The sequence below is a fragment of the Rothia sp. HSID18067 genome (assembly GCF_003989445.1).
Classification (GTDB): Bacteria; Actinomycetota; Actinomycetes; order Actinomycetales; family Micrococcaceae; genus Rothia; species Rothia aeria.
The window spans coordinates 977534-990657 of record NZ_RBMF01000001.1; the positions used below are offsets into that span (position 1 = coordinate 977534).

The 13124-nt window shown below is 60.9% G+C and carries 11 protein-coding genes; 1 reads left to right on the top strand and 10 read right to left on the bottom strand.

Going from position 1 to position 13124, the window contains the following annotated elements; translation table 11 throughout:
* Positions 1–80: 80 nt before the first annotated feature.
* The 10 genes from D8M23_RS04315 to clpS all read right to left on the bottom strand — a co-directional run bounded on the left by D8M23_RS04315 (position 81) and on the right by clpS (position 11659).
* Complete coding sequence (locus D8M23_RS04315; RefSeq protein ID WP_126853818.1) at positions 81–3296, bottom strand: AAA family ATPase; 3216 nt, start codon at positions 3294–3296, stop codon at positions 81–83.
* Positions 3278–4537, bottom strand: a complete 1260-nt coding sequence (locus D8M23_RS04320) for an exonuclease SbcCD subunit D (RefSeq protein ID WP_126853819.1) — start codon at positions 4535–4537, stop codon at positions 3278–3280. Before D8M23_RS04320 ends, D8M23_RS04315 begins: the two co-directional genes overlap by 19 nt.
* Before the next feature lie 77 nt (positions 4538–4614).
* Entirely contained in the window at positions 4615–5721 is a 1107-nt protein-coding gene (locus D8M23_RS04325; RefSeq protein ID WP_126853820.1) for an ADP-ribosylglycohydrolase family protein, read from the bottom strand.
* Between the two features lie 37 nt (positions 5722–5758).
* Positions 5759–6988, bottom strand: a complete 1230-nt coding sequence (locus D8M23_RS04330; RefSeq protein ID WP_126853821.1) for a peptidase E — start codon at positions 6986–6988, stop codon at positions 5759–5761.
* 139 nt (positions 6989–7127) lie between these two features.
* Positions 7128–7796 (bottom strand): non-canonical purine NTP pyrophosphatase, encoded by a 669-nt coding sequence (locus D8M23_RS04335; RefSeq protein WP_126499885.1) that lies wholly within the window; start codon positions 7794–7796, stop codon positions 7128–7130.
* 43 nt (positions 7797–7839) lie between these two features.
* Positions 7840–8577, bottom strand: a complete 738-nt coding sequence (gene rph, locus D8M23_RS04340; protein ID WP_126499884.1) for a ribonuclease PH — start codon at positions 8575–8577, stop codon at positions 7840–7842.
* A gap of 39 nt (positions 8578–8616) precedes the next feature.
* The gene (locus D8M23_RS04345) at positions 8617–9510 is read right to left on the bottom strand and encodes an MBL fold metallo-hydrolase (protein ID WP_006888911.1); all 894 of its coding nucleotides are present in this window, start codon (positions 9508–9510) and stop codon (positions 8617–8619) included.
* Positions 9511–9514: 4 nt separating this feature from the next.
* Positions 9515–10498 carry a glutamate racemase gene (murI, locus tag D8M23_RS04350; protein ID WP_126853822.1) on the bottom strand — a complete coding sequence of 328 codons (984 nt, stop codon included), beginning with the start codon at positions 10496–10498 and terminating at the stop codon, positions 9515–9517.
* Between the two features lie 259 nt (positions 10499–10757).
* A complete protein-coding gene (locus D8M23_RS04355) occupies positions 10758–11318 on the bottom strand; it encodes a DUF2017 domain-containing protein (RefSeq protein ID WP_006888872.1) in 561 nt (186 codons plus the stop codon).
* Positions 11318–11659 carry an ATP-dependent Clp protease adapter ClpS gene (clpS, locus tag D8M23_RS04360; protein ID WP_023134645.1) on the bottom strand — a complete coding sequence of 114 codons (342 nt, stop codon included), beginning with the start codon at positions 11657–11659 and terminating at the stop codon, positions 11318–11320. Before clpS ends, D8M23_RS04355 begins: the two co-directional genes overlap by 1 nt.
* Before the next feature lie 151 nt (positions 11660–11810).
* Between clpS and D8M23_RS04365 the strand changes: the two genes are divergently transcribed.
* Positions 11811–13109, top strand: coding sequence for a nicotinate phosphoribosyltransferase (locus D8M23_RS04365; RefSeq protein WP_126499881.1), 1299 nt, complete (start codon positions 11811–11813; stop codon positions 13107–13109).
* The last annotated feature ends 15 nt before the right edge of the window (positions 13110–13124 follow it).

Here is a 13124-nt window from a genome sequence, read left to right on the forward strand (position 1 = left end):
GCACTCTTGCCGAGTTCCGGGCCAGAAAAATTATGCATAGGATGCCTTCCGTGCAGTAGGACAGAGCGGAAAAACCGCTACTAGAAGTCTACCCGTAAAGTTGAGCCGCCCTGCCCCTTACTCACCACAACCTGCGCCTGGATACGATTCTTCATCTCTTCAACATGCGAAATCAGCCCGATAGTGCGGCCATTCTCACGTAAACCATCAATAGTGGACATCACTTGCTCTAGGGTTTCACCGTCAAGAGTACCAAAACCTTCGTCGATAAACAGAGTGTCAATCTCAACCCCGCCATTGTTTTCCTGCACAATCTCGGCCAGCCCCAATGCAAGAGCGAGTGAGGCCATGAACGTCTCACCCCCCGAGAGCGAGGCGGTGCGGCGGTCAGTGCCCTGCCACGCATCAAAAACACGCACCCCCAGCCCCAGGCTGGTTCGTTCTTTAGCTTCCTTATCTTCACTATGCACCAGGGTAAACCTGCCGCCGCTCATCTGCTTCAAATGCGCCGAAGCGGCCCGCACCACCGCTTGAAACTCGCCCGCAAGCACATAATTCACCAAGTCGATCCGGCGGGTATTATTCGCGGAGGATGCGCTCGCCACCGCCGCCAACGAACCGTACAGCTCATGACGTGCGATAGCCTGGGCGCTGCGGGCATGCTGCTTCTCAAACCGTACAATGAACTCCTTAAGATGCTCTTCACCACTCTCACGCAGCGTGTGGCGAGCCAGCAGCTCATCACGGGTTTTCTCCAAACCGCTAATACACTCGCTCACTTTCTCACGTTCTGCCGCTTCAGGGGCGCTCTGCCCGGCGGCTGCACGCCGCGCAATATCGCGCATAGCCTCACGCTCAAGAGCCGAAAAGACTCGGGTCAGCTGCCGCTCATACTCGGTAAGGCGCTCCTGAATAGCCTTCTGCTCGGTACCCAACAGCACGGCAGCACACACAGCCTCAGCAGTGTCAAAGGGGGAATCTTCCAGTGCGGCCTGTGCCCCAGCGGTGCTCTGCGCGGCGCGTTTAGCGGCTTCTTCCGCACGGGTGACAGCAGTTTCGGCTGCCCGCACGGCGCTAAAGTAGCGTTCGAGGGCCTCAATGCGTTGGGTGAAATCTACCTGAGCACGCACCGGTTCCAGGGATGCTTCCAGCGCCATAACACGCTCCTGGGCAGCCTCAGCCTGAGCACGGGCTGCGGCTTGCGTCCGGGCGGCCTCAGTATTTTTCTCAGCGAGCACCTCAAGCTGCTGTTCTAAGGCCTTGAGTTTTTGCTGCGCAGCCTGTTTTGCGGTGTGTGCCTGTTCGGCGGAGGTGAGGGCGTGCTCCGCCTCGCTCAGGCGTGTAGCAGCAGCCTGAGGGGTTACGGCGCTGGTTTCGGTGAGCTGCTCCAGCACTGTGCGCGCCTTAGTGTGTGCCGAGTGCGCGGCGGATTCAGCTGCGTTCGCCGCATCCGACGCCTCACAGGCCGCATCAATATCAGCCTGTTCGATGAGGGTTTCGTTGGGGGCACCGGTGGCGGGGTTGGGGTGCTGGCGCGAACCGCACACCATACATTCCTGACCCTGCTGCAGGTTCTTCGCCAAGCTCAGCGCCGCCTGGCTCATGCGTGCACTGCTGAGCTCGGTAACGCGCTGACGTGCCGCATTAGCTGCAGCATGGGCGGCTGCGTACCGGGTTTCCGTGCGCTGCACCTCCGCTGACGCCTCGGCAAGGCGCTGGACGTGCCGCTGCGCCTGTTCCAGCGTTTCCCGCGCAGCAGCGGCGGCGGTTTGTGCCTGGGCTAGGGCTTCCTCCACCCCGGCGAAGGCGTCAAGATCTTGCCCGGCCTTCTCCTTTGCGGTAACCGCCTGATGCGTCTCTTCGGCCAGCGTGGTGACGGCCGTGCAGGCGGTGGTGTACGTCTCTTCGGCGCTGCGCTGTTCAGCGTGGGCCGCGGTGAGCGCCTGGTCGTCTTTACGGTACCCTTTGAGCTCCGACAGGCAGGAGCTAATGAGCGTGGCTAGTTCCTCATATTCCACGTTGTGGGGCTGCGTCGCTGCTGCGGTGAGCCGGTAGGCGCGGGCCTCTAAGGGCTCCTTCCCGCCGGGGCCAGGCTTTAGGATCCCCAGTTGGGTTTCGGCGATGTCATGTGCCGCACGGTGTTTTTCGACGGCGCCGGTGAGCTCCTGCTCGTTCGCTGCCTGATCGGCTTCAGCGCGGGTGAGGGCGCTGTGCACGGGTTCGGCGGCACGGGCTGTCTCAAGAGTGGTTTTATCGGTGTGGCGGTCCTGTTTCTGCTCTTCGAGGCGTTCCTTATCGGCGGTGAGGCTCTCATATTCCGCCCAGTCACGGCTCAGAGCCGTTAGTTCATGCAGTTTCTCACGCTGTGCAGCAATACGCTGTTCAATGCTGGCGCGGCGGGTATCTTCCGCCTCCCCACCCCGCAGGGTGAGTGTCAGCTGGTGCCGCACCCAGTCCGTAAACTCTGCGGCGGGAAGCTGCAGCGGGTCAATCGCGGGCGACTCTTGCCCCTGCTCGTGCGGCTTATGACCGTCCGTTACCGTCCGGACTGCTTCTTCCTCGGGTGCGGCTGCGGGTTCTTCGTCAAGCGGCGGTAGCTGCTGTTTTAAACGTGCTAGAGAGTTCACCCCCTCATCCCGTAACGTATCCAGCGCCTGGGCGGCGTCATGAGCCCCATCGTGTGCCTGACGCGCAAGCTCATTCAAGCGCTCCACAATACGTTCATACGTTTCGATGGGGAACAGTTTCTTGAGTAGTTCTTGGCGTTCTCGCCCCACGGTGCGCAGAAACTTTGAGAAGTCCCCCTGCGGCAGCAGCATAACCTTCAGAAATTGTTCACGGGTGAGCCCGATCAGGGTCTGCACGTACTCCGCGCTTTCACGGTGGCGGTTGCCGACTTCCTCCCAGCTGACGGCCTCCAGCGGGTCTGCCCCGGGGCGCAGCCTGCTCACATGGTGGGTGGCTTTCTCCTGTGTTAGCCCGGTGCCGCGTTTTTTGGGGCGCATCCAGGCGGGGGTGCGGTGAATACGTAACCGCCGCCCCTGCACCGTCAGTTCCAGCTCCACAAAAGGCGCCACATCACGGTCAGCGAAAATGGAACGCAGCTCGCTTTCGGCCCGTTGAGACGAGACAGTGCCGTAGATCGCGTAACAGATGGCGTCCAGCACCGTGGTTTTACCGGCGCCGGTGGGGCCGTTCAGCAGGAATATACCGGCGTCGTTAAGCCGCTCAAAATCGATTTTTTCGTGGTGGGGGTACGCCATGAAGGCGCGGAACTCTAGTCGGTGGATGAGCATGCGGATGCCTTACTGTCTGCGGCGTCACCGCCGGGTTCGGTGGCTTCTTCAATGATTGCGGTGAGTATTTCTTCTTCACGCTCGCTCAAAGGAGCCCCACGCACGTAGGCGTAGAACTCGCGGCACATCACCTGCGGGGTAATATTTTCACGGGTGCGGTGGTAGGGGCTGCGCTGCGCCTGTTCGACGGTGCTGCGAAATTCAAAGGACGCAATATGCGGGAACCGTTTGCGAAGCTGCTCAACAGGGTTCAGCGGCCGGTTCTCCTGCTCCAGGTAGATACGGCAGAAAGCGTCCTCATAGGGCTCAAACGCGGGGTTGTTCAAAAGCTCGGTGAGGGTTCCGCGCAGGGTTTTTAGGTGTAGCGTGGTATCCCAGTTGATGGGGTCGATGCTGGCGCTGACCCCACCGGCGTCGCGGGTGAGGGTGAGCAGCCAGGCACCCTTAACATGGTTCTCTTCCGAGAAGGAAAACGCCAGCGGTGAGCCGCTGTAGCGTATGGTGTCGCTGACCCGCTGCCGCCCGTGCAGGTGCCCCAGCGCCGTGTAGTCTATACCGTCAAAAAGGCTGGCGGGGGCCGCCTCCACCCCGCCGATACTAATATCCCGCTCTGAATCAGAGCGGGCTGGCTCCGTTAGGGCGGCCTGCTCCCCACCGGTGTCCTCTTGCTCCCGGGCGGCGGGGGCGCGGGTTATAAAGGCGTGGGCGAGCACAATACTGTAGTCTAAGCCGCCCTCCTTGCGGAGTTCAGCAATATTTTCACGGATGCGCTCAGTCACGGCGCCCAGCACTCCCGCGTGTGTGGGTTCCACCCCAAGAACAGGGCCGTGATAGCGCGGGTTCAGGTATGGGATGGCGTATACGCCCACACGCACCCCGTCTTTGCTGAGGATCACCGGGTGCTGCCAGGCCTGCTCACACCGGGTCATAATATGCACCCCGGCTGTGGCAAACAGTTCGGCCCCGAATCCCAGGCGGCGCGGTGAGTCGTGGTTGCCGCTGCTGAAAATAACCTGTGCCCCGACAGCCACCAGGCCGGTGAGTGCCCGGTTGAGCAGCTGAATGGTTTCCGTGGAGGGGGTGGCGTTATCGTACACGTCTCCGCTAATGAGCACAGCATCGATGTTTTCTTCGGCTACGGTGGCGATCAGCTCATCAATGAACCGCTCACTCACATCATGCAGCGAGGTGCCGTGGAACGTACGGCCCAAATGCCAGTCGGAGGTGTGCAGTATTTTCATGCCTCCCAGTATCGCACCGGCAGCAATAGGTACGCATCTTGCACGGTTACCAGGCGCGCGTGTCTCATGCTTCCGTTTTAAGGTGTCTGCCCCAGCTGCGCGATATAGCGGTCGGCAACCGCCCGCACATCCGCGGCCCCGCGCAGCGTCTCAAGTAGCGGCTGTGTGTCCCCGAGTGTACCCACGTGTGCGCCCAGCAGGGCGCCGGTAATGGCACCAATCGAGTCGGAGTCGGAATCTGCCGAGACCGCCCGCATAAGACCCGCCTGAAGCCCTTCCCCGGGGGCGCTTATGCGGGCTGAACAGTACAAAGTGTTCCACACCGCAATACCCAACACTGTGTAGCATAACCAGTCGGTACCGAAGTGCTCTGCGACTGCTTCGGGTGTTGGTTCGGTGTCCTGCAGGGCGAGCGCCTTCACCAGCGCCTCGCGAGTGTGCGCCGCATCGGTGGGGAAAGCCTCCTCCGCGGGGATGCTGCCGCACCAGTCGATGACGCGCCGCACCGAATCGGCTATGCTGTTCTTTTTGCCCTGTTCAGACCCGCAGGCACCCGCTAGAACATCACGGGTCAGTAACGCATAGGCCGCCGCTGATGCCAGGGCCTCCGGGTGCCCGTGGGTCAGTGCCGCCGCCCGCGCCGCCAGTAACACTACGGTGCGTTCGGGGGCTACCGGCAGGAAACCGAAAGCGCAGGAACGCACCAGCGCCCCCGTCCCAAGCGCATCGGGGTTAATATTTTGTGCCACCGTCTGCATTTCGCCGCTCTCTAAAGCCCTCAGAGTCGCTTGCCCCGGCCCTTCGCGGGCTGTCAGGGGTGCGCTCGTGTCGATTTCGCGGTCAAGGGAAAACGGTGCATGCGCTGCGGGTGTGAACCCCATCCCCCGGTACCAGCGCAGATACGCCAGCCACAGGCACGCCAGTTCGTCGGCGGGGGTGCCTTGATTATTCCACTCCAGAACTTCGGTGAGCGCATCAAGGGTGTAGCAGCTTAGCTGCGTGTCGTCGCTGAAGATGAGTTCGTTCTCACCCGTTAGGGGGCCGCGGGCTGCGATCTCTTTGGCGCTCAGCAGCTCCAGCGGGTACCCCAGGGCATCCCCCATAGCGGCGCATAGCAGGGCGGTGCACACCGCGAGCGGGTATTTTTCGCTGGATGCATCGGGGGTTCGGGTGAATTCAGCCATACCGTTTATTCTACCCAGCGGAAGCTACCGCGCGGGGTCAGTGCGCCTCTCCTTCGCCTTTTGCGGAGGTTTCGCGGTGGCTCACAATCAGCCGGTTTGATTTAAAGTAGAACTCTTCAGGCAGTTCATTCTGGATGGGCCCGTGCGGGAATTCGCTAAGTTTTGGCCGGAAATGCCAGTCCATGAGTTCGGCACTGGTTTGTTTGAGGATTTTACGTTCACGCATGGCGCGCATAATTTTTCGGCGTAGCCTGGGGGTGTCATTCACGGTGGCGGTAAACACCCAGGGGGTGGGGTAGTCTTCCCCAACCTGCCCGAACACTATTTGCAGTTTACCGTCGTTGCTGGTGTCGAAGGTGAGGTCATCCGCGGTGATATCGGTAAAGGCCAGCACCCAGCTGTGCCGCCTCTCGTAGCTTTCGCGGGTGGTCTGTAACGCGGCAACTAGCCGGTAGTCTACGAGCAGTTCGACGCGCCGCTGCGTAATGTCGCCGAGCCGCGCATAGTTGCCGAATGCCCGGTTTGCCCCGGAGCGTCGCGGCCATTTGGTGACGGCCCCGTGCGGTACGGCACCGGCGAATGTGAAGGGCCCGGTGATGGTCCCGGCCATGCGCAGCCGCTCAAATGGGGCTGTGGGGAGGAAAGTGTGCAGCAGCAGGTCGGAGCTGACGGATTTTCCCCAGCGTGCCACCTCGAATGCTGTCGGTTCGGGGCCTACCGGGTAGATGCGTGGCATTTTACGCCCGTGCTCGTCGAAACCTTCGGTGTGGGAGCCATCCGGCAGGTATCCCTCCATGGTGGCCCCGATCGGGCGCGTCCACGAGCCGCTGTAAGGTTTGACGATGCGCGGGTTTGCCACCGGCAGGATACTGGTGCGCGCCCCCAGGTAGGCGGGCATGGACTCCAGGTTGCGCCAAGCGAATTTTGCGGCCACCGCCTCACGCCACCAGGTGGGCCGTTTGCCGGGTGTCTGCCCGCCGAGGCAGTGCATTAAAAGCCAGAACCCGGCCCACAGGGCACAGCCCACCGCGATGGTGAGGGTGATGATATTACCGATAAGACGGGCTGGCCCTTCACACCATATATTGACTACCACGCACGCGCTCAGCGCCGCCCACGCCCCCATCGCGTAGGGTCCCAGGGTGATAATGGGGTCAACGACTTTCACGGCGGCTATAACCCGCCGGTTGAGCCCGCGCCAAATATAGATGTAGGCCCACAGGGCGGGCGCAAGCAGCAGAAGCATGAGTATGAGCAGTACAATCATCAATGCCCTTAGGAAGGTTGAGTGGTTGGCTTGTACTACCTATTGTGCGCCTTTTCGGCCCATTTCGCATGAAAACCATAGCATTGCGCTAATTATTGGTGCGGGTGGCATATTACCGCGCTGTGGGCAGTGCACAAGGCTAGACGGTCTTGTGCGTAAGGGCTTTTTCAAGGTGCGGTACGAGTGCGGCAAATGCGCGAGCCCGGTGGCTTATGGAGTTTTTAATCTCGGCCGGTATTTGTGCGCACGATTGCCCGGCATAGTCGCCGCCATAGAGCGCGTTATCGCCGTTAAGTTCCGTGGGCTGCAGGATCGGGTCGTACCCGAACCCGCCGTCACCCTGCGGGGCGTGCAGGAGCACCCCGGGCAGTTCCCCGTATTCGACGGCCTCATACCCGCCGTCAGCTTCCGGCACGGCCAAGGAAGCGGCGCAGCAGAATTTCGCGGACCGGTGCTCATCGGCAATATCGCTTAACTGGCGCAGCAGCAGGTTAAGGTTCGCGGTGTCGTCCCCGTGCACCCCAGACCAGCGCGCCGAGAAAATACCGGGTGCCCCGCCCAGCACGTCCACGCTCAGCCCAGAGTCGTCGGCTACGGCGATGAGCCCGGTTGCTTCTGCAATAGCGCGGGCCTTTATGAGGGAGTTCTCTGCGAAGCTCACCCCGGTTTCAGGTACGTCAGGGGCGTGCACAGCCGAGGCGTCTACCACGTCCGTCTCTACGTTAAGCCCGTCGATCCGCCCGCGCAGGATCTCGCGCAGCTCACGCAGTTTACCCTGGTTATGGCTTGCTAGAACGATTTTTGCCATGCGTCTTCTCCCCTGGTTAGTTGCCGAATGGTGTGATGCCAGCTTATGCGGTACCAAGCACTTCACGCTGAATCTGTGCAAGCTCGGCGGTGCCTTCCAACGCCAAGTCAAGGAGCGCGTTCAGCTCGTCCCGGTCGAACGGGGCGCCTTCGGCGGTGCCCTGAACCTCAACAAATTTACCCGATCCGGTGACCACCACATTCATGTCGGTTTCAGCGCGAACATCTTCGGTGTACGGCAAGTCAAGCATGGGGGTGCCGTCGATAATACCGACCGAGATTGCCGAGACGGAGTCGGTGAGAGGATTCGCACCGGATGCGATCAGGCCGTTCTTTTTAGCCCACCCAATGGCGTCAGCGAGCGCCACATATGCCCCGGTAATGGAGGCGGTGCGGGTGCCGCCGTCTGCCTGGAGTACGTCGCAGTCAAGCACAATGGTGTTTTCTCCAAGGGCATCCATATCAATAACGGCGCGGAGGGAGCGTCCAATAAGACGGGAAATTTCGTGGGTGCGCCCACCGATTTTACCTTTGACGGATTCACGGGATGAGCGGGTTCCGGTGGCGCGCGGCAGCATGGCGTACTCGGCACTCACCCACCCTTTGCCTTCGCCTTTGAGCCAGCGGGGCACGCCTTCGGTGAAGGATGCGGTGCACAGCACCCGGGTGTTGCCGAATTCGATCAGGGCTGAGCCTTCAGCGTTAAGTGACCAGCCGCGGGTTATGGTGATGGGGCGCAGTTCGTTGCGGGCGCGGCCGTCTTCGCGGGTGTTTTCGCTCATGGTGTCTCCTTCGCTGTATTGTACGGTGGGGCGGGGTGTTTAGTTGTCGTCCATGGTGGGTGGCAGCTCAATATTTGAGGTGTGCGAGTCGAACCGTTCGATGACGTTCAGGGTGCTGGTGGGCGGGTTGGTGGGTTTTGGCCGGGGGTGGATGCGGTAGCTTGCCGCGACTTCGGCGACCCCCACGGATCCGGTGAACACGCTTTTCGCTTCAGCACGGGCAATATCTGGGTCGTTCCAGACGGGCAGGTGGGTTAACAGCAGGTTGCGCACCCCCGCAGCTTGGGCCGCCTGCCCGGCACGTTTTCCGGTCAGGTGGATGCCGCGCAGCGCGTCGTCACGCCCTTCCTGGTAGGCGGCTTCGCAGAGGAACAGGTCGGCGCCGCGTGCCGCCTCAATGAGTCCGTCGCACAGGTCGGTGTCGCCGGAGTAGGCGAACAGAATATTTTCTGTGGCGGTGTTGCATTCAATGCGTAGGGCGTAGGGGTCTTTGGCGGGGTGTATCACCCGGAACGGTTCTACGGTGAAAGGACCAATGCGCACTTTCTGCCCTTCGGTCCAGGTGTGGTATTCAAATTCGGTGCTCATGCCGGGGTCGGGGTCGAGCCCGTGGGTGGCCGAGAGGTATTCGTTAATGTCCGCTGGACCGTAGAGGGGGATGCGCCCGGCGGGCCAGCCGCGCGGATCCCATTTGACGGCCACGTGCAGCCCGGAGAGGTCGATGCAGTGGTCGGGGTGCAGGTGGGAGATGAGGATCGCATCAATATCGGCGAGGTTTATATGCCGCTGCAGCACCCCGAGCGCCCCGTTGCCCATGTCCATGAGTACCCGCCAGGTGCGGCCGTGGCGGTCGGTTGCGGTCAGCAGGTAGCAGCTCGCCGGGGAGTTTGGTCCCGGGAACGAGCCGGTGCATCCGATGACGGTCAGGCGCATGGGGTTAGTCCTTCGTGGGGGTAAGTTGCGGGTCGATACGGGTGTGGGTGCTCATCATGTCGGGGGTGAGGGCGGTGAGTGAGCCGGTGGGGAACCGTTCAGCGACGGAGGAGGTGTGGCGCACGTTGGTGACTTCAGGGCCGAGGAACCTGCGGGCTAGGTGTTCGAAGGTTTCTGATTGGCCGGTTGCGAGGAATTCGTGTTCAAACTGGCTGTTCAGTACCGGGGTTTCGAGCCCGCCGGTGAGCAGTTCACGGTATACGTCTTTGGCGGTTTCATCGGCGGAGGAGACGAGGGTGACGTCTTCACCCATAATGTACGAGATGATGCCGGTCAGCAGCGGGTAGTGGGTGCACCCAAGCACCAGGGTGTCTACTCCCGCATCTTTGAGGGGCTGTAAGTATTCTTGGGCGGTTTGCAGCAGTTCGGGTCCGGAGGTAATGCCGCGCTCTACGAATTCAACGAAGCGGGGACAGGCCACCGAGTGCACGCGCAGGTTGGGGGCGATGGCGAAGGTGTCTTCATAGGCGCGGGAGGTGACGGTTGCTTCTGTTGCGATTACCCCGATGGTGCGGTTGCGGGTTGCTGCGAGCGCGCGGCGCGCGGCGGGCTGAATCACCTCAATCACGGGGATATGATACTGGCGGGTGTACCGTTCACGGGCGTCTCTGAGCACGGCTGCCGAGGCGGTGTTGCAGGCAATGACGAGCATTTTCACGCCGGAGTCCACGAGCTCGTCCATAATGCGTAAGGCGTTGGCCCGTACTTGCGCTATTTTGAGGGGTCCGTAGGGTCCGTGGGCGGTGTCTCCCACGTAGATAATGCGTTCATACGGCAGCTGGTCCATAATGGCGCGGGCCACGGTGAGCCCACCCACACCGGAGTCGAAGACGCCGATAGGGGCGGAAGCACTCGGGGTGATGGGGGCGAGAGTTCCCCAGGGGGTGCGAGCGTGGGTTTGCTCGGTCGTATTGTGGCTTTCGCTCACTGTGGTTTTACCTGCACTTTTGTTGTTGCCTTCAAACACAGGGTTTGAGGGCCAAATCGGGTTTTGGGGTTTTGTGTGGTTGTACCGTTTTAGGCGCCGTAACCCATTCTACGGTTTGGGTGCCTTAAAACGTATTCCGCTCGGGTGCGCGGTTTTATATTACGGATATTACGGGGTGTTTTCCCCGTTTTTCTACCTGCGGGCGCTGTGTTCACCTGTGGCGTTGCACAACGGGGCAGCACCGGCAAAGGTTACTGGGCTAGGGGGTATGCAGCCCGTCCATCAGCGCGCTCATGAGCGATTCCTGCACCCAACTAATGAAGTTGTACACCATCGCCAGGTATTCGTCTTCGGTTTCTATCTGTGACCAGTCGACGTACCGGTGGATTTCTTCAGCTCGCGCATCGTCGGTAATGTCGAGGCGGGTGGCCAGCACCAGGCGGATATCGGAGAGGGCCGATGCCCAAGCGCGCGCGTGTTCTTCGTCAAGGAGCAGGTCGGCGGATTCGATATCGAAGGCGAGCATCGAAAGGTTCGCGATTTTACGTTCACGCAGGTCGCGTTCGGTGTAGCGGCGGTATTCTGCGGCTGCTTCTTCGTCGCTGCTGCCGACCGGCAGCAGACGGGATACGGCGGGGTCGGTGGGCACCTGCGGGTTGTCGGTGATACCGATAAGTGCATCCAGCGGGTCGGCGTCTTGCCCGGTTTCGGGCTGCAGCAGGGCAACAATGTCTTCGGCGAGGTCACGAATGAGAAGCAGCTCGGGTTTTTCGAAGTACGCAGTGTACCCGCGCGGGGTGTTTTTGAAGCCGCGCGCCATTAGTTATCAACTTTCTCGAAGGTTGCCTGCAGCCCCCAGCCGTGCATGGCGTGGGTATGTTTTTCGGCTTCTTCACGGCTGCCGGTAAATACTATGGCTTTACCGTTATGGTGCACCTGGAGCATAAGTTCTTCAGCGCGAGCACGGCTGAACCCAAAGTGTGAACGGAAAACATAGGACACATAGGTCATGAGGTTCACGGGGTCATTCCACACGATCACTTGCCACGGCGTATTGAGTTCAAGTGAGTCACTCAAGTGGGTATCAAGATCGGTTTCACCGAGTGTGTGTGCAGACAGCACTGGCGGGGTGATGATGGTGTGGGCGGGCGTGCTACTCATGGGCCGATTGTACCGCATAATCTGCCTGCTTCCCTTATTTTTTATGGGTTTCGGTTCACAGCGAACTCTTATGGTCATTTTTACCGTATGTCATGGACAACACACCTTCACAATGCTGTTTTGCGCCGCCCACCCCTCTAGAATGAGGTGTATGGCAACAACCTCACTGCTCACCGACCATTATGAATTAACTATGCTGCAGGCCGCGCTCGCCTCAGGGGCGGCTCACCGCATGTGCACCTTCGAAGTGTTCACCCGGCGACTGCCAGCAGGCCGCCGCTACGGGGTGCTCGCTGGAACAGGGCGTTTTCTTGAAGGACTCGATAAGTTCCGTTTCGATGACGAAGAGCTATCGTTCTTGGCGGCCCGCAATATTGTGAACACCCAAACCCTGAAATATCTCGAAAATTTTGAGTTCACCGGCACAGTACGCGGCTATGCTGAGGGCGAGTTATTCTTCCCGCACTCCCCCGTGCTGCAGGTTGAGGCAACGTTCGCGCAGGCGTGCGTCCTTGAAACCTATCTGCTGTCGATCCTAAATTACGACTCAGCGGTCGCCTCTGCCGCTTCGCGCATGAGCGCCGCCGCCGGAACCCGCCCCTGCATTGAGATGGGTTCGCGACGGGCCCATGAACGCGCCGCAGTATCTGCTGCCCGCGCCGCCGCTATTGCGGGATTTGCCGCAACCTCCAACCTTGAGGCAGGCCGCCGGTACGGGCTTGAAACCGTCGGTACCAGCGCCCACGCCTTTACCCTGCTTCACGACTCGGAGCGGGAAGCGTTCGAAGCTCAGCTGCGTTCGCTGGGTGCACGCACCACCTTGCTAGTCGATACTTACGATGTGGATAATGCGGTACGCACCGCCGTTGAACTAGCGGGCGAGGAGCTCGGCGGGGTACGCCTGGATTCCGGTGACCTGGTGGCAACCGCGCAGCGAGTGCGTGAGCTGCTCGATTCTTTAGGGAACGAGCACACAAAGATTACGGTCACCAGCGACCTTGACGAGTACGCTATCGCCTCCCTAGCGGCGGCCCCCGTGGATTCATACGGGGTGGGCACTAAACTGGTGACCGGCTCCGGGGCACCGACCTCTTCCATGGTGTATAAGGTGGTGGCGCGCGAGAACTCGGCGGGCGAGATGGAGCCCGTGGCAAAGGCCTCCGCTGGTAAGGCATCGGTGGGCGGTGCTAAACGCGCCGCGCGTAAGCTCTCCCCCATGGGAATAGCCAGTGCAGAGCTACTGAGCATCACCGAGGATCCGGCACAGGTCGAGAATACCCGCCCGCTCATGGTGGATTTTGTGGTGGATGGTGAATACCTGCCTGGTTTTACGGGCGAGGATGCGGTACGTGCCGCCGCCGCACGGCATCAGCGTTCACTGGCAGAGCTCCCCGAGGCGGCCCGCCGTCTCTCGGAGGGTGAGCCAGTGATCCCCACCGAGTTCATATAGTTCTTTAGCAACTGT